The organism is Lichenicoccus sp., from assembly GCF_965277665.1.
Classification (GTDB): domain Bacteria; phylum Pseudomonadota; class Alphaproteobacteria; order Acetobacterales; family Acetobacteraceae; genus Lichenicoccus.
The window spans coordinates 3550735-3571517 of sequence record NZ_OZ255835.1; the positions used below are offsets into that span (position 1 = coordinate 3550735).

Annotated in this window: 20 protein-coding genes and 1 riboswitch; of the genes, 14 read left to right on the plus strand and 6 right to left on the minus strand. The window is 67.9% G+C overall.

The window, feature by feature from the left end; genetic code table 11:
• Positions 1 to 116: 116 nt before the first annotated feature.
• From ACQY4O_RS16575 to ACQY4O_RS16600, 6 genes are all read left to right on the plus strand, one after another.
• Positions 117 to 896, plus strand: coding sequence for a DUF72 domain-containing protein (locus tag ACQY4O_RS16575; protein WP_428377442.1), 780 nt, complete (start codon positions 117 to 119; stop codon positions 894 to 896).
• A 72-nt stretch (positions 897 to 968) separates the two neighbouring features.
• Positions 969 to 1138, plus strand: a riboswitch (FMN riboswitch).
• A 97-nt stretch (positions 1139 to 1235) separates the two neighbouring features.
• Positions 1236 to 2285, plus strand: coding sequence for a bifunctional diaminohydroxyphosphoribosylaminopyrimidine deaminase/5-amino-6-(5-phosphoribosylamino)uracil reductase RibD (gene ribD, locus ACQY4O_RS16580; RefSeq protein ID WP_428377443.1), 1050 nt, complete (start codon positions 1236 to 1238; stop codon positions 2283 to 2285).
• Positions 2267 to 2875 (plus strand): riboflavin synthase, encoded by a 609-nt coding sequence (locus ACQY4O_RS16585; RefSeq protein WP_428377444.1) that lies wholly within the window; start codon positions 2267 to 2269, stop codon positions 2873 to 2875. The genes ribD and ACQY4O_RS16585 overlap by 19 nt, the downstream gene beginning before the upstream one ends.
• Complete coding sequence (gene ribB / locus ACQY4O_RS16590; RefSeq protein ID WP_428377445.1) at positions 2857 to 4242, plus strand: 3,4-dihydroxy-2-butanone-4-phosphate synthase; 1386 nt, start codon at positions 2857 to 2859, stop codon at positions 4240 to 4242. The genes ACQY4O_RS16585 and ribB overlap by 19 nt, the downstream gene beginning before the upstream one ends.
• Positions 4243 to 4257: 15 nt before the next feature.
• Complete coding sequence (gene ribH / locus ACQY4O_RS16595) at positions 4258 to 4749, plus strand: 6,7-dimethyl-8-ribityllumazine synthase (RefSeq protein ID WP_428377446.1); 492 nt, start codon at positions 4258 to 4260, stop codon at positions 4747 to 4749.
• A 75-nt stretch (positions 4750 to 4824) separates the two neighbouring features.
• The gene (locus ACQY4O_RS16600) at positions 4825 to 4974 is read left to right on the plus strand and encodes a hypothetical protein (RefSeq protein ID WP_428377447.1); all 150 of its coding nucleotides are present in this window, start codon (positions 4825 to 4827) and stop codon (positions 4972 to 4974) included.
• Between the two features lie 9 nt (positions 4975 to 4983).
• On the opposite strand, the gene ACQY4O_RS16605 is transcribed toward ACQY4O_RS16600, so the two are convergent.
• The gene (locus tag ACQY4O_RS16605; protein WP_428377448.1) at positions 4984 to 5979 is read right to left on the minus strand and encodes an LLM class flavin-dependent oxidoreductase; all 996 of its coding nucleotides are present in this window, start codon (positions 5977 to 5979) and stop codon (positions 4984 to 4986) included.
• Positions 5980 to 6024: 45 nt separating this feature from the next.
• On the opposite strand from ACQY4O_RS16605, the gene ACQY4O_RS16610 reads away from it, so the two are divergent.
• Both ACQY4O_RS16610 and ACQY4O_RS16615 read left to right on the plus strand, forming a co-directional pair.
• Entirely contained in the window at positions 6025 to 6810 is a 786-nt protein-coding gene (locus ACQY4O_RS16610; RefSeq protein ID WP_428377449.1) for a hypothetical protein, read from the plus strand.
• Positions 6811 to 6946: 136 nt separating this feature from the next.
• Positions 6947 to 7492: a hypothetical protein gene (locus tag ACQY4O_RS16615; RefSeq protein WP_428377450.1), complete on the plus strand. Its 546-nt coding sequence runs from the start codon at positions 6947 to 6949 to the stop codon at positions 7490 to 7492.
• On the opposite strand, the gene ACQY4O_RS16620 is transcribed toward ACQY4O_RS16615, so the two are convergent.
• A complete protein-coding gene (locus ACQY4O_RS16620) occupies positions 7444 to 8487 on the minus strand; it encodes a LacI family DNA-binding transcriptional regulator (RefSeq protein WP_428377451.1) in 1044 nt (347 codons plus the stop codon). The two genes, ACQY4O_RS16615 and ACQY4O_RS16620, sit on opposite strands and share 49 nt — an antisense overlap.
• 151 nt (positions 8488 to 8638) lie before the next feature.
• On the opposite strand from ACQY4O_RS16620, the gene ACQY4O_RS16625 reads away from it, so the two are divergent.
• From ACQY4O_RS16625 to ACQY4O_RS16650, 6 genes are all read left to right on the plus strand, one after another.
• Complete coding sequence (locus ACQY4O_RS16625; RefSeq protein ID WP_428377452.1) at positions 8639 to 9976, plus strand: ABC transporter substrate-binding protein; 1338 nt, start codon at positions 8639 to 8641, stop codon at positions 9974 to 9976.
• 13 nt (positions 9977 to 9989) lie between these two features.
• On the plus strand, positions 9990 to 10919 hold the full coding sequence (locus ACQY4O_RS16630) for a carbohydrate ABC transporter permease (RefSeq protein ID WP_428377453.1): 930 nt from the start codon (positions 9990 to 9992) through the stop codon (positions 10917 to 10919).
• A gap of 285 nt (positions 10920 to 11204) precedes the next feature.
• Positions 11205 to 11936, plus strand: coding sequence for a carbohydrate ABC transporter permease (locus ACQY4O_RS16635; RefSeq protein ID WP_428377454.1), 732 nt, complete (start codon positions 11205 to 11207; stop codon positions 11934 to 11936).
• A gap of 1 nt (position 11937) precedes the next feature.
• Positions 11938 to 13050, plus strand: coding sequence for a glycoside hydrolase family 172 protein (locus ACQY4O_RS16640; protein ID WP_428377455.1), 1113 nt, complete (start codon positions 11938 to 11940; stop codon positions 13048 to 13050).
• Entirely contained in the window at positions 13050 to 14516 is a 1467-nt protein-coding gene (locus ACQY4O_RS16645) for an alpha/beta hydrolase (protein WP_428377456.1), read from the plus strand. Before ACQY4O_RS16640 ends, ACQY4O_RS16645 begins: the two co-directional genes overlap by 1 nt.
• A gap of 30 nt (positions 14517 to 14546) precedes the next feature.
• A complete protein-coding gene (locus tag ACQY4O_RS16650; RefSeq protein ID WP_428377457.1) occupies positions 14547 to 15491 on the plus strand; it encodes an aldo/keto reductase family protein in 945 nt (314 codons plus the stop codon).
• Here the strand turns inward: ACQY4O_RS16650 and ACQY4O_RS16655 are convergent.
• Genes ACQY4O_RS16655 through ACQY4O_RS16670 form a run of 4 tightly spaced genes read right to left on the minus strand, consistent with a single transcriptional unit; the run spans position 15488 to position 20713 of the window.
• Positions 15488 to 17611 (minus strand): beta-galactosidase, encoded by a 2124-nt coding sequence (locus ACQY4O_RS16655; RefSeq protein ID WP_428377458.1) that lies wholly within the window; start codon positions 17609 to 17611, stop codon positions 15488 to 15490. The two genes, ACQY4O_RS16650 and ACQY4O_RS16655, sit on opposite strands and share 4 nt — an antisense overlap.
• A gap of 20 nt (positions 17612 to 17631) precedes the next feature.
• Positions 17632 to 18510, minus strand: coding sequence for a carbohydrate ABC transporter permease (locus ACQY4O_RS16660; protein ID WP_428377459.1), 879 nt, complete (start codon positions 18508 to 18510; stop codon positions 17632 to 17634).
• Positions 18507 to 19397: a carbohydrate ABC transporter permease gene (locus ACQY4O_RS16665; RefSeq protein WP_428377460.1), complete on the minus strand. Its 891-nt coding sequence runs from the start codon at positions 19395 to 19397 to the stop codon at positions 18507 to 18509. The genes ACQY4O_RS16660 and ACQY4O_RS16665 overlap by 4 nt, the downstream gene beginning before the upstream one ends.
• Positions 19397 to 20713, minus strand: a complete 1317-nt coding sequence (locus ACQY4O_RS16670) for an ABC transporter substrate-binding protein (protein WP_428377461.1) — start codon at positions 20711 to 20713, stop codon at positions 19397 to 19399. Before ACQY4O_RS16670 ends, ACQY4O_RS16665 begins: the two co-directional genes overlap by 1 nt.
• Positions 20714 to 20783: the final 70 nt, after the last annotated feature.

Below are 20783 nucleotides of genomic sequence, written 5' to 3' on the forward strand. Positions count from 1 at the left end.
GGTCCCAGGGCATGATCCGATCGATCATGCTCTGCTTATGATATGATAGAGCAGCCGAGGCTGCTCTAACGTTTTCCCAGGCAGACCGCGAGCGCGCGGGAGGCTTGGGAGGAACGATGGCAAAGACCGGATCACGCAAGGCCTTCCACCCGGTTCGCGTCGGCATTGGCGGCTGGAGCTTCCCCGAATGGCGCGACAATTTCTATCCGAAGGGGCTGCGGCAGGCCGACGAGCTGGCGCACGCGGCGGCCCGGCTCGGCTCGATCGAGATCAACGGCACCTTCTACCGGACGCAGACGCCGCAGACCTTCCGCTCCTGGCGGGCAGCGGTCCCGGACGGCTTCGTGTTCTCGGTGAAAGCGGCCCGCGGGGCGGCGCAGCGCAAGGACGCCGCCGAGGCCGCTCCGTCCGTCCAGCGGTTCCTCGGCTCCGGGCTGACCGAACTGGGGTCGGCGCTCGGGCCGATCCTTTGGCAGCTGCCGCCGGCACGCCGGTTCGATGCGGACGGCTTGGCACGCTTCCTCGATCTGCTGCCAGAGCGACAAGACGGGATCGCCCTGCGTCATGTGCTGGAGGCCCGGCACGAGAGCTTCGCGACCGAACCGGCGCTGCGTCTGCTGGCCGAGCGCAACGTCGCCCTGGTGGCGCTCGACCTCGACCCGGACGCACCGGGTGCTGCGGCCGGGTTCCCGCTGACCGCGGACTTCGCCTACCTCCGCCTGCAGGCGACACGTGACGAGCAGGCGCTGGGCTACGCGCCGTCCGCGCTGGACGACTGGGCCCGGCGCCTGCGAACCCTGTCGAAGCAGCGCGAGGTCTTCGCCTACGTGATCGCGGGTGCCAAGCATCGCGCCCCGGCGGCGGCTCAGGCGTTGATCCACAGATTGGAACCGTGAGTTGCCGGACATCTTGCGTAACCGGCAGTTCGCCCCTTAATGAGAACCATGCCGGTCATGTTGACCGGTTGACGACGTTCTCAGGGCGGGGTGGAATTCCCCACCGGCGGTAATTGCATCCGGCCTTTCGGGGCCTGCCTGTATCAGCCCGCGAGCGCCCGCCGCCTCGATCGGTGGCGGGGTCGAGCAGATCCGGTGTGATTCCGGAGCCGACGGTATAGTCCGGATGGGAGAGAACGCGGTCGGGCATGCCTGTCCCTGCCGGGATGCGCGCGTGCCTGGCGCGCCGTGCCCTCCTGTCTGCCTCAATCCCTGGGCGCGTCCGCAAGGACGGTGACGATGCAGCGCGCGCGGGTGCAGTTGAAGAGTGGGACCGGCATCGCGTCGGCCTATGCGGCGGCGATCGCCGAAGCTGCGCGCTTCGTCGGCGCCACCGCTCCCAATCCGCCGGTCGGCTGCGCGATCCTCGATGCGGATGGCGAGATCCTCACGGTGGCGGCGCACCACCGCGCCGGCGCCCCGCATGCCGAAGCGCTGGCCCTGCTCCAGTGCGAGGCGGCCGGATCGCTGTCCCGCGCGGCCACCGCCGTCATCACCCTCGAGCCTTGCAATCATGTCGGTCGCACCCGACCCTGCACCGACGCGCTGCTGGCGAGCCCGATACGCGATGTCTGGATCGGCGCCGGTGATCCGAACCCGCGTGTGACCGGAGGCGGTGCCGCCCGGCTATGCGAGGCAGGCCTTGCAGTGCAGGTCGCGCCGCCGGACAGCCCGGAGGGACGGGACTGTCTTGCGCTGATCGCACCGTTCACCAGCTTCATCCGGGGGCTGCGGCCGTGGATCACCGTCAAGCAGGCGCTCGATGCGGAAGGTAGCATGATCCCGCCTGCCGGCGCGCGCACCTTCACCGCGCCACTGTCGCTGCATCTCGCGCACCGGCTGCGCCGCGCCACCGACGCGATCATCACCGGCATGGGCACGGTGCTCGCCGATGCGCCGCATTTCACCGTGCGCCATGTCGCCGATCATGCGGACCGGCGCCGCATCATTGCCGTACTCGACCGCACCGGCGCGTTGCCTGCCGCCTGGCGTCAGGAGGCTCAGGCGCGCGGCTTCCGGGTCGCGACGGCGCCCGACCTCGGTGGCCTGATGCAGCTCCTGCTCGACGAGGGCGTACTCTGGGCGATGGTCGAAGGCGGGCCGCGCCTGCTCGACATCCTGGCCCGCGCGTCGCTGTGGGACGATTGGCTGACCATACGCCACCGTCCGGAGGGCGAGGATCTGGTGGGCATCCGGGCCCGCACGGCGATCACGCCGTTGCGCCTGGTCGAGGGAATGCCCGCGGCAATGACGGTGGAACGGGAGGCCGTGTGTTCTCCGGCATCATAGAGAGTGTCGGTCGGGTTCGTATCGTCGAGCCGGGCGAAAGCGACGTCCGGCTGGTGCTGGATACGACGCTGGCCGATCTCGATCTCGGCGAGAGCGTCGCGGTGAACGGCGTCTGCCTCACCGTGACCCAAACCGATGCCTCGGGCATCGCGGCTTTCTTCGTAAGCCCCGAGACGCTGCATCGCACCACGCTGGGCCGCCTCGGCGAGGGCGACCGGGTCAACCTTGAGCGTGCGGTGACGCCCACGACCCGGCTGTCCGGCCACATGGTGCAGGGCCATGTGGACGCCACCGCGACCCTCGCCTCGGTCGCGCCGCAGGGTGATGCCTGGGCAATGCTGCTCGACGTTCCGCGGTCGCTGCGTCGCTACTGCGTCGAGAAGGGCTCGATTGCGCTCGACGGGATCAGCCTGACCATCAATGCGATCGGCACCTCCGTGGTCCCGGACCGTTTCAGCCTCTCGCTGATGATCATCCCGCATACCTGGGAGCACACCACCCTCGGCCAGCTGGCCGCGGGAGCTTGCCTCAATGTCGAGGTGGACGTCATCGCCAAGTATGTGGAGCAGCTATGCCAGCGCCCGAACTGACCCCAACGCCCGTGGCCCTGGCAGATGCCCCCGTGGTCCTGGCAGATGCGCCGGCGGCACTTGCCGATGCGATCGCGGCACTCCGGGATGGCCGCATGGTGATCATGGTCGATGACGAGGATCGCGAGAACGAGGGCGACCTGGTGCTGGCGGCCGAGCATGCGACGCCGGACGCGGTGAACTTCCTGGTCACGCACGGGCGCGGCCTGGTCTGCCTGGCCCTGGAGGCGGAGCAGCTCGACCGCCTCGGCCTGCCGCTGATGGTGCGCAACAACACTGCGCCGCGCGGCACCGCCTTCACCGTCTCGATCGAGGCGCGCGAAGGCGTCGAGACAGGCATCTCCGCGCGCGACCGCGCCCGCACCATCCAGGCCGCCGCCGCCGCCGATGCGTGCGCCGAGGACCTGGTGTCGCCCGGCCACGTGTTCCCGTTGCGCGCGGTGCCGGGCGGCGTGCTGGCGCGAGCCGGCCATACCGAGGGCTCGATCGATATCCTGCGCCTGGCCGGGCTCAAGCCGTCGGCGGTGATCTGCGAAGTGATGAGCGCCGACGGCAGCATGGCCCGGTTGCCCGAACTGCGCGAGTTCGGCGCCCGGCATGGCATCCCGATCGTCAGCATTGCCGAGCTGGTGCGCACCCGGCTTGCCCTGGCGGCGCGCGGTGCGGCGGACCTGTTCACGCCGGTGCCGGACCGGCTCGACCCGGTCGGCAGCGCGCGGTTGCCGATTTCCTTCGGACAGGACGGCGCCTTCGGGCAGGACGGGGCGCTCGGGCAGGAGGGGGCGCTCGGGCAGGAGGGGGCCTTTACCGTGCATGCGTTCCGCGATCCGCGCGACGGCATCGAGCACCTCGCTTTGGTCAGCGGCGACCTCGCGGCGTGCGATGCGCCGCTGGTGCGGCTGCATTCCGAATGCCTGACCGGGGATGCGCTCGGCTCGCTGCGCTGCGACTGCGGTGGCCAGCTCCGCCGCGCGCTGCAGATGATCTCGGACAGCCCCGGCGGGGTGCTGGTCTATCTGCGCGGCCACGAAGGACGCGGCATCGGGCTCGCCAACAAGATCCGCGCGTATTCGCTGCAGGACCAGGGCCTGGATACGGTGGAAGCCAACCACCAGCTCGGCTTCGCCACCGACGAGCGCGACTGGGGCATTGCCGCGCGCATCCTGCACCATCTGGGTGTCGAGCGGCTCGACCTGCTGACCAACAATCCCGACAAGATCCGCGCGGTGCGTGCGAACGGGATCGAGGTGCTGCGGCGGATACCGCTGGAGATCCCTTCGAACCCGTACAATCGCGCTTATCTCGAGGCCAAGGCGATACGCATGGGCCACGACCTGCATCCGGCCAGCGCCGCCGCGGCGCAATAGGGAAGACAAGGTCGGATGAGCAAACCGGATGCGCTGGGGGCAGCGCCCAGCTTCAGTTTCGCGACGCCGCCGCGGCTTGCCCTGGTGGTGAGCCGCTTCAACACCGAGGTCACCGGAGGCCTGCGTGCCGGCGCCACTTCGTGGCTGGCCGAGCATGCTATCGGCCTGCGTGACGAGGATCTGTTCGCGAGCCCCGGCGCCTTCGAGCTGCCGCTGCTGGCGCAGGCGCTGGCCCGTACGCGGCGCTATGACGGTGTGATCTGCCTGGGCTGCGTGATCAAGGGCGACACCGCGCATTTCGAGTTCATCAGCCTGGGTGCGGCCACCGGACTGATGCAGGCCTCGCTCGCCACCGGCGTGCCGATCGCCTTCGGGGTGCTCACCACCTACACCGAGGAGCAGGCCATGCTGCGCTCGCGCGACGACGCCCACAACAAGGGCCGTGAGGCGGCAGCCGCCTGTGTCGAGAGCATTGCGCTGCTGCAGGAGATTGCGCGCGGGGACTGAATTCCTGTCGACTTTTCGCCGCTTGCTGCTCGATAGTCCTGCTGGCTAGAGGGGATTTGGCGGCGGGAGCAGCTTGTGTCCGTTCTCTTCGACCAGTGGCTCGATTTTGCCTTGCATCACTATGTCTGTGTCGGCCTGTCCGCGATCGCGTTGGCGGTGCTCCTGAACGTGGCGCTGCTACGCGGGCCGGACCTGATCGTCTCGATGCGCCACCTGCGGCATTAGCACCGGCGATCAGACCAGCGCAGGACTGTGCTGCAGCTCGGAGACCATCTCGAAGGAGTGCCGGCGCGCGGCGTGATCGTAGATCTGCGCCGCCACCAGCAGTTCGTCCGGGCGGTGCTCCTCGATGAAGCGCGCGATCCCGTCGCGCACCATCCGGCGATCGCCGACCACGGCGGCGCTCAACGACCGCATGATGCCGGCCGCCTCCATCGGCGACCAGAGCTCGTCCATGCTGTCGACCGGCGGCTGCAGCCTGACCGGCTGGCCGCGCCTGAGCATCATGAATTGCTGCTGCGCCGAGGTGAACAGCCGGCGCGCTGCATGCTCGGTGTCGGCGGCGAACACGTTCACTCCGAGCATCACGTACGGCGTGTCGCGTGCGTCGGACGGTTCGAAGCGGTCCCGGTAGAGCTCGATGGCGGTGTCCATCAGGTCGGGCGCGAAATGCGACGCGAAGGCGAAGGGCAGTCCGAGCATGGCCGCGAGCTGGGCGCTGTACAGGCTCGAGCCGAGCAGCCAGATCGGCACGTCGAGGCCTTCGCCCGGAACCGCACGCACCGCCTGCCCTGGCACCGCCGGACGGAAATAGGCCTGCAGCTCGACCACGTCGTTGGGGAAGCGGTCGGCGCTGCCCGGATCGCGGCGCAGTGCCAGCATGGTGCGCTGGTCGGAACCCGGGGCGCGACCCAGGCCGAGATCGATGCGGCCGGGATGCAGCGAGGCAAGGGTGCCGAACTGCTCCGCGATGGTGAGCGGCGCATGGTTCGGCAGCATGATGCCGCCGGAACCCACGCGGATCCGGCTAGTGCCGCCGGCGACATGGGCGATCACCACGGCGGTCGCCGCCGAGGCGATGCCGGGCATGTTGTGATGCTCGGCCACCCAGTAGCGCCTGTACCCCAGCGTCTCGGCATGGCGGGCCAGGTCGAGGGTGTTGCGCAGCGCCAGCGCCGCGTCGCCCCCCTCGATGATCGGGGACAGGTCGAGGACGGAGAACGGGATCATCTTCGTAACATGGTAGGGCCTCGCGCAGGTGCCAAGTGGCGGCCTATGGTCGGATTTGTGCAGGCGTCGGAGAGAGGCATCGCGATCGGCTGCGGCCTCGCACTGGGCTTCCTGGCATCGCCGGTGCTGGCCCAGACTTCCGGCACCGGGCCCTTCACGCTGACGGCGCCTGCCCCGAGCGCGCAGGCGCTGAGCCTGACCGACAGCGTTGCGGCGTCCTCGGTGCAGACCATCATCCCGCGGCTGACGACCCCCGAGCCGCGGCGCGAGGTGCTGCACGACCCGCAGACCGGCAGCAAGACCGAGGAGTTCGGCACCGCCTACAGCTACGCGAACCCGCTCTACGGCACCAACCGCGTCGCCACCGACGGCGTCGGCGGCACTGGCGGTGGCGGGGCCGGAGTCCCGAACATCCTGAGCTTCGTGGTGGCGCGCTGGGGCTATCCGCCGAAGCCGCTGCCGAGGATCGCGGGTCTCGATACCGATCCGGTGCCCCCCGATGTGCCGCTGATCCGCTACCTCATGCATGCCGAAATCGGCCGCTTCCCGGACCAGGACGATGCCCGCGTGATGGATCTCGTCCTGCACGGCATGGGCCGGGCCACCACGACGCAGATCGACATCATGCCGGTGCAGCTTGCGTCGGACGCGGCCGCGCGGGCGCAGCTGTTGCGTCGCATCGCGCTGGCTCTCGTGCATGCAGGGGTGCATCCGGCCGCCATCCTGTCCGGCGGCGTGCGCGTCCTGCCGCCCGGCCGGACCGAGCGCGGGTCCCCGGTTCCCGGCCACCGGATCAGCCTGGTCCTGGGAGGCGGCGGCGCGGGCGGCTGAGCCGGCCACGCGCCATGCTTGCGGCTCCGTTCTTTAAGTGTGACATCGCCGCCACCGGCACGAGGCGAGGTGGACGCAAGACCGGCTTGCCTCCACTTTCCGGCACTACCGACCGGTGCAACAAGGAAACCTGCCGATGGGCAGTCGCCTGCCTTCACGTCTCGCCGCTGCCCTGATGCTGCCGATGCTGGCGCCCCCGGTGTCGCTGCTGCTGCTGCCGGCCGGAGCGAAAGCCGAGGATCCTGGCCTGCACTGGCATAGCGTGAGCGGCACGCTGGCCGATGGTCGCAGCTACTGTGCCCTCAAGTTCGACCAGAGCGGCGAAGCGACCCTGGCATTGCGCTACGACGAGGGCTCCACGCAGCCGACGCTGTCCTTGAGCGTGGCGCGCTGGCCGGTGCAGTCCGATCGTCCGACGCTGAGTTTCGACCGGACCGGCTCGTTCATCCCGGTCGGCGATGCGGGGCCGGTGGGTGTCACGGCGCCGATCTCGATGGCTGATTTGGCGCGCTTCATGGACAGCGACCAGGCGGTGACGATCTCGGCGTCGCAATGGCCCAGCCAGGCGATCCGGATCGACATGCAGCCCGGGGACGACGCGATCCAGAACTTCAAGCTGTGCGTGCAACTGCATCAGCCCCCGGGTGCATCAGCCCCCGGCGCCCCCGCTAGTGGCGGGTGAGACACCGAGCCGCGCACGACGAGGCGCGGCTGATGCACGGACGAGCGCGGGGCGCCGCGATACCGGCCGAGGATGCGGTCCAGCAGCCAGGTCGACGCGGTGCGGCCCATCGCTTCGAACGGTTGCGCCGCGACCGTCAGCCGTGGTGCGAAACCAGTCGACCAGGGGAGGTCATCGATCGCCACCAGCGAGATGCCGGCGGGACAGGCGAGGTGCCGCTCCGCCAGCGCGCGCATGATGCCGACCGTGGTGTGGTTGCTGGTGGAGACCAAAGCCGTCGGCGGTGACGGCAGGTCGAGCAGCGCCAGCGCGGCCCGGTGCGCGCCATCCTCCTGGAACTGCCCGTAGCCGATCAGCGTCGCGTCGACCGCCAGCCCATGCGCCGCCAGTGCGGTCCGGTAGCCCGCCTCGCGATGCCGCGAAATCCGGATGTCGGGGCGCCCGGCGACCAGGCCGATCCGGGTATGACCCTGGGCGATCAGGTGCGCGGTGAGGATATGCGCCGCCTGATGGTTGTCGAGCAGCACCGCATCGGCGTGCAGGCCGGCGATCGTGCGGTCCAGCATGACAGCGGGCGCGGTGATCGCGGCATTCAGAAGCGCTGCATCCACCTCGGATGGGCCGCCCGGGATGAACACCAGGCCATCGACACGTTGGCGCTGCATGAGGCGCAGTTGCCGCAACTCCTTCGGATGATCGTCCGACGTGCTGCACAGGGTCAGCATGAAGCCTGCCTCGTCGCAGGCCGCCTCGATGATGCAGGCGAGGGCCGCGAAATGCGGGTTGGTGATGTCCGGCATGACCAGCCCGATGGTGCCGGTGCGCCCGAGCTTGAGGCTGCGCGCGACCGCATGCGGCACGTAGCCGAGGTCGTCCACGGCCTGCAGGACGCGCCGGCGCAGGGCCGGGCTCACCGGCGCCGAGTTGTTCAGGACCGACGAGACCAGCCCGACCGAGACGCCGGCGCGGGCCGCAACATCACGAATGGTTGTCACCAGGGCAACCCGTTGCAACAGGGAAAACGGTGCGTTAGCCTACTTTGAAACGTTTCAGGCTCACAAGCTCTGGTCTGCGCGGAGCCAACCGCCCGGCGTGCCGGGTCGAGCCTGGACACGTCGCCCTGGATATGCCGCAAGGGGAGGAACCATGCGAACCGAGCAAGTGTCTCGCACCGCACACGCGACCATCGGCCGCCGCGATGTCCTCGCCGGGGCCACCGGCGCGATCCTGGCAGCCCCTCTGGTCGGCCGGGCGCGCGCCGCCTCGGGTCCGATGACATTCTGGCAGCCGCATGCGCCCGGCGGCCCGGTGCCGACGCAGGCGGCCTGGTTCGAGGCCACCGTGCAGCGCTGGAACAAGGAAAATCCCGAGCAGATCGACCTGGTCTATGTTCCGAACAGCGAATACATGAACGGGTCGAAGCTGCAGACGGCGTTCGCGTCCGGCGAAGGGCCCGACCTGTTCATCATCAGCCCGGGCGATTTCCTGCGCTACTACAATGGCGGCATCCTGCAGGATCTGAGTCCGTTCATCGATGCGCAGGCGCAGGCCGATTTCCCCGCGAACGTGATCGCGACACGCCGTGTGGGCGGGAAGTTCTATGGCGTCCCCATGGAAGTCGAGCCGATGGCGATGTACTACAGCGTCGCGGCGTTCGAGAAAGCCGGGCTGAACGAGCACGATGTTCCGCAAAGCTGGGACGCGCTGCTCGAGCTCGGCCGCAAGCTGACCTCGGCCAGGCAGTATGGCCTGCTGTTCGAGACCACGCCGGGCTACTACCAGAACTACACCTGGTATCCGTTCCTGTGGCAGGGTCGCGGCGACATCCAGGCCAACAACAAGAGCGTGTTCAACAGTCCGGCCACGGTGCAGGCATTGCGCTTCTGGCAGGACGCGATCAAGTCCGGCAGCGCGCCGCGCAAGCCGCTCGGCGGCGGCGGCTGGGACATCGTTCCGAATCTCGCATCGGGATACTGCGCGATCCAGAATTGCGGTATCTGGGGCATCGCGGCGTTGCGCGGCGGCGCCAAGGATTTCCGCTATGGCGTGTTCCGGCTGCCGGTGCCAACGGGAGGCCACTACATGACCATCGGCGGCGGCTGGGCGTTCGTGGCCAACGCACGCGGCCGCAATCCCGAGGCCGCGGCGAAGTTCTGCGCCTGGGCGCTTGCCTCCTCGAAGCCGGATTCCGTGCAGCGTGTGATCGACTGGTGCACCGTCGCCAAGAGCGACATGCCGCCGCGCAACTCCGCCTTCGTGCAGGGCGCCCGCGCGTTCGATACCGGTTTCCTCAAGCTGTTCAAGGACAGCATCTATCCGAATGCGCGGGGCGAGCCGCGGGTGCCGCCGCCGATCTACCAGGCGATCTCGCAGGCGATCCAGGCCTGCCAGCTCAATGGCGAGGACCCGGCGAAGCAGGCCGACCTCGCCTCGCAGCAGATCGACGGGTTCCTGGGCACCTATAGCGGTGCCCCAATTCTTTGAGAGACCGGATCCCTTGACCGCGACCCGCATCCAGCCGGCGCGTGGCGGGACCGGGCTGACGCTGCGGCAACGCGAGCGGATCGCCGGCGCGCTGTTCGTGCTGCCCGACCTGCTGGGCCTCTCGCTGTTCGCCTTCCTGCCGATGCTGCTGGCGCTGGGGATCGGCTTCTTCACGGTGGATGGCTTCGGCAGCTATCGCTTCATCGGGATCGCCAACTATCGCCGGATGCTGCACGACCAGCTGTTCCTGCAGAGCCTGCGCGTAACGCTCGCGTATGTGGCCGCCCTGGTGCCCGGGCTGTATCTCTCCGGGCTCGCGCTGGCACTCCTGGTGCAGCGACGATCCAGGCTCTCGGGCGTCCTGCGCACCATGTTCTTCATGCCGCAGATGGTGAGCCTGGTTGTCGTCGCCATCATCTGGCAGGTGCTGCTGGTCGACAAGCTCGGCATCGTCAGCCAGGGATTGTCGCTGTTCGGCATCGTCAACCTGTCGCTGCTGGGCGATCCGCGCTTCGCCCTGGCGTCCCTGGTGGTGATCAGCGTCTGGTTCCTGATGGGCTTCTACATGCTGATCTTTCTCGGCGGCCTGCAGGATATTCCGCGCGACTATTACGAGGCGGCGCGCATGGACGGCGCGACCCCGGTGAAATCGCTGTTCTACATCACGCTGCCGCTGCTGAAACCGACGAGTTTCTTCGTGCTGCTGGTGTCCGCGGTCGCGGCCGTCGCCGGCAGCCAGGCCTTCGACCTGGTCTATGTGATGACCAAGGGCGGACCGGCAAACTCGACATCGTTCGCGATCTACTACATCTACCAGCAGGCGTTCCAATATGGCGAGTTCGGCTATGCCAGCGCCATGGCGACCACTTTGGTGATGATGCTGATGGCGATGACGCTGCTGCTGTTCGCGCTCACCCATGGCGGCCGGTTCGAGCATGGCTGACCGCCCGCTTGAGAATGCTACTACGCCGGCAATCCGACGCGCCTTCCTGCGCTTCCGGTGCTCACGGCCAAATGGGCCGCTCCGCTCCGGTTCTCGAAAGCCGCGACGGGCGTGCCCCGGCGCAGTCGCACCGAGGCACTCTTGCTCGGCGTAGCACATTCTCAAGCGAGCGCGGATGCGACTGAGGGTGGTTCGTCCCCGCCAGTCGGTGCTGCGGCCGCGGCACGCGCTTGGAGCCTGGTCGGGCTGGCGCTCGCCCTGCTCACGGTCGCGCCCATCCTGTGGATGTTCGTCACCGCGTTCAAGCCACAATCCGACGTGTTCTCGCTTGGCGTGACACCATCGCACCTGACGTTCGCCAACCTGGTCTATGTCTTCACCCAGGTCGATTTCCTGCGGTTCCTGTTCAACACGTTCTTCGTGTCGGCCACGGTGACCGTCGTGGCCCTGCTGTTGCACTCGATGGCCGGCTACGCGCTGGCGCGTCTGCGCTTTCCCGGGCGCGAGGTCATCTTCCTCGGCATGTTCTCGACCTTCCTGATCTCGCTGCCGGTGATCATCGTGCCGCTGTTCATCCTGGTGAAGTCGCTCGGCCTGCTCGACAGCTATGCCGGCCTGATTATCCCCTCGATCTTCAACGCCTTCGGGATATTCCTGCTGCGGCAGTTCTATCTCTCGTTCCCGCGCGAGCTGGAGGAGGCGGCGCTGATGGATGGCGCCAGCTTCTGGCGTATCTACACCTCGATCATCCTGCCGCTGAGCCGTCCGATCCTGGCGGCGCTGGCGATCCTGTTCTTCCTGGCAAACTGGAACTCCTTCCTGTGGCCGCTGACGGTCACCAGCAGCAAGAACCTGTGGGTGGTGCAGGTCGCCATCGTCAGTTTCCAGGGGCAATATTCCGGCTCCTGGAACTACGTGGTGGCGGCGTCCTCCGTGGTGACCATTCCCACCATGGTGCTGTTCCTGCTGTTCCAGCGCAGCATCACGGAATCCATCAAGACGTCCGGGCTCAAATAGCATGAACGACTTCAACGGTCTCGGCTGCAACATGGGCAACCTGTTCCGCCTGTCGAACGCTCGCACGCGCTCGATCTCGCCCGAGAACTTCACCGGCGAGAAGGGCGGCGGCGGGCGCGCGGAGGACGGGACCGGCGCGATCCATGCCCGCGGGCTCGGCATCGGCTGGAAGGTCTCGCCGTCGATCCGGATCGAGCCGGGCGAGACGCGATGCCTGGCGGATATCGAGGGCCCGGGCGCGATCCAGCAGATCTGGATGACGCCGGCGAATGCGCAATGGCGCGACCTGATCCTGCGTATCTTCTGGGATGAGCAGGAGCAGCCCTCGGTCGAGGTGCCGCTCGGCGATTTCTTCGCATGTGGCTGGAACCGCTACGCGCAGGTGTCGTCGCTTGCGGTCTGCGTCAATCCCGGTCGCGCCTTCAACTGCTACTGGGAGATGCCGTTCTGCGGCCGCGCCCGGATGACGCTGGAGAACCGCTCACCGGAGCAGCACGCCATCCTCTACTACCAGATCAACTACGTGCTCACGCCGCTTCCCGAGGATGCAGCTTATTTCCATGCGCAGTTCAGGCGAAACAACCCGCTGCCGTACAAGCAGGACCATACGATCCTGGATGGCGTGTCGGGCGCCGGGCAGTATGTCGGCACCTACATGGCCTGGGGGGTGAACAATGCCGGATGGTGGGGCGAGGGCGAGATCAAGTTCTTCCTCGACGGCGATACCGAATACCCCACCATCTGCGGCACCGGCACCGAGGACTATTTCTGCGGCGCCTACAATTTCGACAGCGGCACCGTCGACGAGAACTTCCAGCGCTCCTATGTCGAGTTCACGACGCCCTATGCCGGACTGCCACAGGTCATCCGGCCCGACGGCACCTACAACTCGCAGCAGCGCTTCGGCATGTATCGCTGGCACATCCCGGATCCGGTCCGGTTCCAGGCCGATCTGCGCGTCACGATGCAGGCGCTGGGATGGCGCACCGAGCGGGCACAGCGGCGCTACCTGCCGCTGCAGGACGACATCGCCTCGGTCGCCTACTGGTACCAGACCCTGCCGACACAGAAATTCCCGGCGCTGCCGGACCGCGACACTCTGGAGATCATCTGATGACGGTCTCGCGCCGCACCCTGATCGGTGGCTCCGCCGCGGGGATGGTGGCGGCTTCTGCCAATACCGGCATGGCCGGTGACGCCTTCGGGCAGACGACCGCCAATCCGCCCGCCGCAGAGGGCGATCTCGCCGCCATCAAGGCGTTGATCGATGCCGCGCGGACGCAGGCACCGGAACTCGGAGTCCTGATGGCCCGGCAACTTCCCGGCCTGGCGCGTGGCGGTGCCGCGTCCGTGCACCGGCCCGCGCAGCCGCCGATCGCGGGTACCACCACGGTGCCGACCACGGCCAGCGGCGACGTGGCGGCGGTCTGGGGGCAGGAGTTCCTGTTCGCGGTCGCGGCCGGTCAGCCGGCTTCGCTGTCGATCGACTGGCAGCCGCCGGTGCCGATGACCAGGGTTGCCGGCACATCCTACTGGTTCTCGCTCGAAACCCTGAGGCTCGGCACCACGCACACCTACACGCTGATCGCGGGCGGCCACGAGGTAGGCACCGGCGGGGTCGCCGCCTACAATCCGGACAGCTACGAGCAGCCGGGGGTGCCACGCGGCACCCTGTCCGAGCGGCACACCATCCACAGCCGCATCTATCCCGGCATGAGTGCCGACACCTGGGTCTATGCGAACCCCGGTCTCGATACCACGCGCGGTGCGCCGGTGATGGTCTGGCAGGATGGCGCCCGCTATGTCGGCGCACTCGACCTGGTCAACTACCGGCTGCAGGTGGTCACCGACAACCTGGTGGCCAAGCGCCTGATCCCGCCGATGGTGCATGTCCTGGTGGCGCCCGGCACCGGGGGCGAGCAGCAAGTCATGCGCTTCGACGGCGACACGCAGGCCAACGAAATGCGCAGCCTGCAATACGACACCGTGTCGGATCGCTACGGGCGCTACATCCAGGGGGAGGTGCTGCCGCAGGTGGAGCGCACGCACAAGCTCAGGCAGGATGCCTACTCGCGCGCCGCCGCCGGCTTGTCCTCCGGCGCGATCTGCGCCTTCAACATGGCGTGGTTCAATCCCCAATCCTTCAGCCGGGTGCATTCGAACATCGGCAGCTACACGGCACTGCAATGGCATCCGCAGCTGCACCAGGACGGCGGCAACCTCACCGCGGACCGGGTGCGGCGCGAGCAGCGGCGCAATATCCGCATCTGGATGTCGGACGGGATGAACGACCTCGAGGCCGACAGCCACGGCCGAGCCGACCTGTTCGGCGCGGGGAGCTGGCCGCTGCACAACATCGCGCTGGCCAACGCGCTGAAGCTGCGCGGCTACGATTTCCACTTCCGCTTCGGCGAGGGCACCCATTCGACGGCGCAGGGTGCCATGGACCTGCCGGAGTCACTCGCCTGGCTCTGGCGCGGCTACGATCCGGACCGGGTCGAGCAAGAGTACGAGCAGGAGCCGGCGGAGCGCGCGAAACCGATCTTTCGCGTGCGCGTCGCCAATCGAGACGCATGGTGATACGCCACCAGAAAGCAGGATGAGGCGCAGATGAAATACCGCAAGCTTGGCGACAGCGACATCACCGTGTCCGAGATCGCATTCGGGTCATGGCTGACCACATCGGGAGGCGTCGAGAAGCAGACCGCGATCGCCTGCATCCACCGCGCGCTCGACCGCGGCATCACCCTGATCGATACCGCGAACATCTATGGCCGCGGCATCGCCGAGACGGTGCTGGGCGAGGCGCTGGCCGGCCTGCCGCGCGACAGCTACGTGCTCGCCACCAAGCTCTACTTCCCGATGACCGACACCGATCGCGGCCTGTCCCGCGCGCAGGTGCGCAAGCAGATCGACGCGTCGCTGGCGCGCCTGAAGGTCGATCATGTCGACCTCTACCAGTGCCACCGCTATGACAGCGATACGCCGCTCGAGGAGACGATGGAAGCGCTGAGCGAGGTGGTGCGCTCGGGAAAGGCGCGCACGCTCGGCTTCTCGGAATGGCCGGCGGACCGGATCAGCGCGACGCTGGCGCTGCCCGGGGTGGAGAAATTCGTGTCCAGCCAGCCGCAATACTCGCTGCTGCACCGCACCCCGGAGGAGCAGGTGATCCCGCTCTGCGCCCGGTCGGGCATCTCGCAGATCGTCTGGTCGCCGCTCGGACAGGGCGTGCTGACCGGCAAATACGCGCCCGGCGCCGCTGTGCCGTCCGACAGCCGCGCCGCCAACGACGTCATGAACACGGCATTCCGCCGGCAGTGGCTGGAGCCGCCCGTGCTCGAGGCGGTGCAGGCGCTCAGGCCGCTGGCAGCGCAGGCTGGCCTGACGCTGGCGCAGTTCGCCATCGCCTGGGTGCTGCGCGAGGCGAACGTCGCCGCCGCCATCATCGGCGCCTCGCGGCCGGACCAGATCGACGAGAACATCGCCGCCTCCGGCCGCGACGTGCCGCCCGGTCTGTTCGCCGAGGCCGAGCGGATCATCGCCCGCGTGGTTTAGGCCGCTTGCTGGAGCACCGCGCAGCCATAGGGCTCCAGCACGAGCCGCCCGCGATCGAGCACTCGGCCGGTGACGAGATCGGTTCCGGCCGGAACCGAGGCGAGCGCCACGGGACCCGCGCGCGTGTTCAGGATGAAGAGCAGTCGCGAGCCGTCCCGCTCCCGGCACGTCACCTCGACCCCCGGCGGCAGATCGGCGAGCAGCGGCTCGACGCCGGCTGCCTCGAACAGCGGCGCGAACAGCGCGGCGGTCAGCTCCGGGGTCAGCAGGGTTCCGGCATACACGACCGTGCCGCGTCCGTTCCGCCGCCGCGTGATCGCCGGCGTGCCGGCCAGGAAGCGGCTGTTCCAGCGCCCGAGGATCTCGGTGCCGTCGTCCGGAGCAAGCTCCTCGTACCACCAGCCAGCCGGCACCTGCTCATGGCCGATGGTGATCGCGTGCCGCCTGCGCGACGACTCCGCCGGCCTGCCCGCGGCATGGGCAGGAGTGTCGATATCGGACTGCAGGGCCGGCGCATCCGGCGGCGGCAGCGGCCCGAACTCGACCACTGCGGTGCCGCACAGGGCACGCAGCTCGCCCGGCGGCGTGTCCGCGATCATGTGGTTGTCCGGCGTGTGCGCCCCTGTGCGCGCGCCCACCACCAGAGTGCCACCGTCCTCGACGAAGCGGGCGAGGAGCGGCGTCCAGCGCGGTTCCCACATCACCCAGTGCGGCACGAAATAGAGCTTCAGCCGCCCGATCGCGTCCTCGGGATGCACGAAGCCGCACGAAATTCCCCGCTCGTAGCAGTAGCGATGCAGCGGAATTGCCGCATCCTGCGGTGTCGGCAGGCCGAGGGAGTAGGCCTTGATCGCCTCCTCCTGTTCGAAGTCGGGGCCGGCGATTCCCACATCGAGACTGACGCTGGTGCCGAGGACCGCCGAGGCCATCCGGCCGACCTCGTGCGCGAACCGGCTCGCCTCGGCGTAGCGTCGTCTGCACTGGTCGTCGTGGTCGAGGATCCCCATCCAGTAGATCTCGGCGCCGAAATGGGCGGGACGCCAGCGGAAGAACATCACTCCGTCGGCACCGCGCGCGATCGACGAGTAGGCCATCCGCCGCATCTCGCCCGGCTCCGGCACCACGGTCGCGAAGCCCGGCTGGCTGCCGAACCCGCTCTGCTGCTCCGGCACCAGCATGTTGCCGGCGGCGCCACGGACGAGATCGATATGCAGCGCTTGCAGGAACGCGTGGCCCTCGCGCAGCCGCTCGTCCTTGAGGAACGGATAGATGTCGTAGCCGAGGAAATCGAGGTCGCGCGCAAAGTCGCCGCGCATGTCGATGTCACGGATGACACCGATATTGTGGGTGATGAACCAGTCCGGGTTCACCGAGCGCAGGATCTCGACCTGGTCGCGCTGGAACATGGCGGTCGCATGCGCGAGGTAGCGGTGGTAGTCGAGCACTTGCGTCGGATTCGAGGCCACCGGCGTCATCGGGTACGGCAGCTCGACCTGCTCGAAGTCGTCGTAGTCCTGCGCCCAGAACCGACCGCCCCAGGCCAGGTTGAGACGCTCGATCCGAGCGTAGCGGTCGCGCAGGAAGCTGCGGAAGCCGGCGGTCGCCGACGGCGAGAAGCTCTCCGAATACGACGTGTTGAGCTCGTTGTCGGTCTGCCACCCGATGATGTCGGGATTGGCGCGGTAGTGCTGCGCCATCGCGCCGGTGATGCGCCGGCTATGCTCGCGGAAGTGCTGGTTGGTGGTGTCGGCATGCTGCCGTGACCCGTGCCGGTGCGTGGTCCCCGCTGCGGTCACCCGGAGCAGATCGGGTTCCGACGCCGTCAGCCATCGCGGCGGGGTTGCCGTCGGTGTGCACATCAGGGTCCGCACGCCACGCGAGCCGAATACCGCGATCGCTTCGTCAAACAAGCCGAAATCGAACTGCCCGAGCGCCGGCTCGAACAGGTTCCAGGCGAATTCGCCCATCCGGACGACGTTGAAACCGGCGTCCGCGATGCGGTCTGCGTCGCGCTCGAGAAAACTGCGATCGACATGCTCCGGATAGTGCGGCACGCCCAGGAGGAACGTGTCGAGCGGCATCGGCCGCCAGGCGGAGAGGCTTCGTTCGGTCTTTTTCATCTTTGTTCCGTTGACTTGCTTCATTTGACGCCACCGGCGGCGAGGCCGCCCTGCCAGAAGCGCTGCAATCCGACAAAGGCGAGCAGGACGGGAACCACCGCAAGCAGCGAGCCCGTCATGACCAGCGGGAAGATCGCCTGCGACCCGCCGCCAGCGCTCGCCGCCTGGTACCAGGAGGCGAGGCCGACGGTGGCCGGGAACAGGCTCGGCGTGCTGAGCACGACGAGCGGCAGGAAGTAGTTGTTCCAGGTGGCAACGAAGGAGAGCAGCAGCACGGTCACCGCGGCAGGCGTCATCAGCGGGAATGCGATGGTCGCGAACACGCGGAACTCGCCGGCGCCATCGAGGCGCGCGGCATCGAGCAGGTCCTGCGGTACCGCCTGCTCGACATAGACCCGCATCAGATAGACGCCGAGCGGGAACACCAGCGACGGCAGGATGACCGCGAACGGCGTATCGACCAGTCCGATCTTGCTGAGCAGGAGAAAGATCGGGATCGTGAGCGCGGTCTGCGGGATCATGACGGCGCCGAGCACGATGGCGAACAGCAGCGACCGTCCGCGAAAGCGGTAGCGCGCAAAGGCGTAGCCGCCGGCGCTGCAGAGGATCGTGGCCCCGATCGCGGCGACGCCGGAATAGAGCGCCGTGTTGGCCAGCCAGCGGGCAAAGATGCCGCCGTCGAAGCGGAACACGTCCCGGATGTTTCCGAGCAGTGCAAACCGGTGTCCGAAGGCAAAACCGAACGTGCCGAACAGGTCGGTCTGTGTCTTGGTCGAGGCGATCAGGAGATAGCCGAGTGGCAGCATCGTGTAGAGGGCGAGGAGAGAGAGGAATGCCGTCCCGGTCAGTCGCGAGCGCCGATAGCCGGCGGAACCCGGCGAGGCGCCGACCATCGTCATGCGGACGCGTCCTTCTCTCGCGTGCCCAGCATGAAGATGTAGGAGATCACCGCGATCAGGGCGCCGAGCACGAAGGAGACCGCGGCGGAGTAGTTGTATTGCTGATCGGTGAAGGCCAGCGCATAGGCATACAGATTCGGCGTATAGTGGTCGCCGATGACGCTCGGTGCGACGGCATGCATCAATTGCGGCTCGTTGAAGAGTTGCAGCGTGCCGATGATCGAGAAGATGACGGTCAGCAGCAGCGCGCCGCGGATTGCCGGCACCTTGACCAGCAGTGCCGTCTGCCATGGCGTTGCACCATCCATCGCGGCCGCCTCCGGCAGTTCATGCGGAACCGCCTGCAGCGCCGAGTACAGGATAATCATGTTGTAGCCGGTATATTCCCAGGTCACGACGTTGGCGAGCGAGCACAGCATCCAGCGCGACGACAGGAAATCCGGCGCGGTGAGACCCGCCAGCTGGGCGGCCTGGGCGAACGGACCGAAGCTGCGTCCGTAGAGATAGCCCCAGATCAGGGTCGCCACGACGCTGGGCACGGCATAGGGAACAAAGAAGGCCAGCCGGAAGCTGCGCCGCAGAAAGACCGTGCCGCGGTCGAGCACCAGGGCGATCGCGAGCGCCAGGCCGAGCATCACCGGCACCTGGAGCGCGCCGAACAGGAGCATGTGCCAGACGCCCTGCCAGAAGGCTCCGTCCGAGAGGACGTCGGCATAGTTCGCGATGCCGCTGAACCGCGTGCCACCGGCCAGGGTGTCGCGGTAGAGGCTGAGGAACAGCGCGTAGCCGAGGGGAACCACCAGGAACGCCGTGAACAGGAGCAGGAACGGTGCCAGCAGCAGGAACGGGGCCGCCATCGATCCGGGCTGGCGCGCCCATGCGGCCATCAGCTCGTCACCGTGAAACCCTGCTGTCGGGCGAACCGCGTGATCCTGGTCTGCAGCCGGTCGAAGGCCGCATCCAGGCTCCCGCCGCCACCCGCGGCCGCCCCGCATTCGTTGCCGAGCTGCGCAATGAAGTAGTCGTTGAACGGGCACCACTGGAAGTCGGTGCCGACCTGCCGCGAGGCCTCGGCGAAGACGGTGTTGATCGGCTGGTTGCCGTAGAAGGGATAGGGTGTCCGCAGGAACCTGGGTTCGTCCAGGAGGCTGTTCAGCACCGGGAACAGGAACTGGGTGGTCGCGAACGCCTCGCCCGGCGCCCTCTGCCCGAGCAGCCACATGACCGCCTTGGCCGCCGCCGCCTTGTGCGGGCTGGTGGCAGGCACCGCCAGCGTGGAGCCGCCGTAATTGCCGTTCGACGGCTTGGCCGCGTCCCATTGGGGAATGCCGGCGACGCGCCATTTCCCGGAGCTCGCGCCGGCGAACTGCGACAGGAACAACGGCCCCCAGGCGGCTGTCAGCCAGATCGCGTAGCGGCCGCGCGCCAAGGACTGGTACCAGTCGGTGGTGAAGCCGGGGGCCGTATCGACCGCCTTTGCATCGATCAGCTTCTGCCAGTAGGCGGCAAAGCGCGCCGATACGTCATCCTTGATCCGGATCGCGATGCGGTCGCCATCCACGGTGAATGGCCGCCAGCCGGCCTGCCACAGGAGCCCGGTGATCCAGCCGCCGTCCGAGAACGTCGCGTTGGTCAGCAGCACGTCCTTTGACGATTTCGCAACGCGGAGCGCCGTGTCGGAGAACTCGGCCCAGGTCTTCGGCGGCGTGAAGCCGGTCGCGCTGGCGATATCCTCCCGATAGATCTGGCCCATCGGCCCACTGTCCCATGGCAGCGCGTGAACGCGCTTGCCCTCGGTCGCCTGCTGCCAGGCATAGGGGACGTAGTCGCGGCTCATCGTGGCGGCCCCGTACGGCGCGAGGTCGGTCAGCCCGCTTGTCTGGGCGAAGCTCCGTACCATGCTGAGCTCGAGCTGCACGATGTCGGGCGCCCCGGTTCCCGCCTTCAGTGCGGTGCGAAGTTTCGCATATTCGGGACCGGCCTGACCTGCGTTGGTGACAGTGATGCGGATGCCGGGATTGGCCGCTTCGAACATGTCCAGCTCGGTCCGCAGATGCGGCACCCAGCTCCACATGGTCAGGGTTACCGGGTCGGCAGCGGCACGTGCGGCGAGCGGTCGCACGAGCGGCAGCGCAGCCACCGCGGCCGACCGGCCGATAAACCTGCGCCGCGACCAGGGATGCATTGTGGATTCGTCTGTCATGGTTCGTCTCCTGTCTGGTTTTTGGTGTCCCGCGCGCCGGTTGTTCCGGCGTCCGCGTCTTGCTGGTTTG

Excerpts from the sequence above, each read along its gene's own strand:
- ribD (WP_428377443.1), top strand. The coding sequence starts at position 1,236 with ATGCAGCGCGCGCGGGTGCAGTTGAAGAGTGGGACCGGCATCGCGTCG.
- ACQY4O_RS16660 (WP_428377459.1), bottom strand. The coding sequence starts at position 18,510 with ATGACGATGGTCGGCGCCTCGCCGGGTTCCGCCGGCTATCGGCGCTCG.
- ACQY4O_RS16650 (WP_428377457.1), top strand. The coding sequence starts at position 14,547 with ATGAAATACCGCAAGCTTGGCGACAGCGACATCACCGTGTCCGAGATC.
- ACQY4O_RS16655 (WP_428377458.1), bottom strand. The coding sequence starts at position 17,611 with ATGAAAAAGACCGAACGAAGCCTCTCCGCCTGGCGGCCGATGCCGCTC.
- ribH (WP_428377446.1), top strand. The coding sequence starts at position 4,258 with ATGAGCAAACCGGATGCGCTGGGGGCAGCGCCCAGCTTCAGTTTCGCG.
- ACQY4O_RS16615 (WP_428377450.1), top strand. The coding sequence starts at position 6,947 with ATGGGCAGTCGCCTGCCTTCACGTCTCGCCGCTGCCCTGATGCTGCCG.
- ACQY4O_RS16640 (WP_428377455.1), top strand. The coding sequence starts at position 11,938 with ATGAACGACTTCAACGGTCTCGGCTGCAACATGGGCAACCTGTTCCGC.
- ACQY4O_RS16670 (WP_428377461.1), bottom strand. The coding sequence starts at position 20,713 with ATGACAGACGAATCCACAATGCATCCCTGGTCGCGGCGCAGGTTTATC.
- ACQY4O_RS16575 (WP_428377442.1), top strand. The coding sequence starts at position 117 with ATGGCAAAGACCGGATCACGCAAGGCCTTCCACCCGGTTCGCGTCGGC.
- ACQY4O_RS16645 (WP_428377456.1), top strand. The coding sequence starts at position 13,050 with ATGACGGTCTCGCGCCGCACCCTGATCGGTGGCTCCGCCGCGGGGATG.
- ACQY4O_RS16665 (WP_428377460.1), bottom strand. The coding sequence starts at position 19,397 with ATGGCCGCATGGGCGCGCCAGCCCGGATCGATGGCGGCCCCGTTCCTG.
- ACQY4O_RS16610 (WP_428377449.1), top strand. The coding sequence starts at position 6,025 with ATGGTCGGATTTGTGCAGGCGTCGGAGAGAGGCATCGCGATCGGCTGC.
- ribB (WP_428377445.1), top strand. The coding sequence starts at position 2,857 with ATGCCAGCGCCCGAACTGACCCCAACGCCCGTGGCCCTGGCAGATGCC.
- ACQY4O_RS16625 (WP_428377452.1), top strand. The coding sequence starts at position 8,639 with ATGCGAACCGAGCAAGTGTCTCGCACCGCACACGCGACCATCGGCCGC.
- ACQY4O_RS16605 (WP_428377448.1), bottom strand. The coding sequence starts at position 5,979 with ATGATCCCGTTCTCCGTCCTCGACCTGTCCCCGATCATCGAGGGGGGC.
- ACQY4O_RS16635 (WP_428377454.1), top strand. The coding sequence starts at position 11,205 with ATGTTCGTCACCGCGTTCAAGCCACAATCCGACGTGTTCTCGCTTGGC.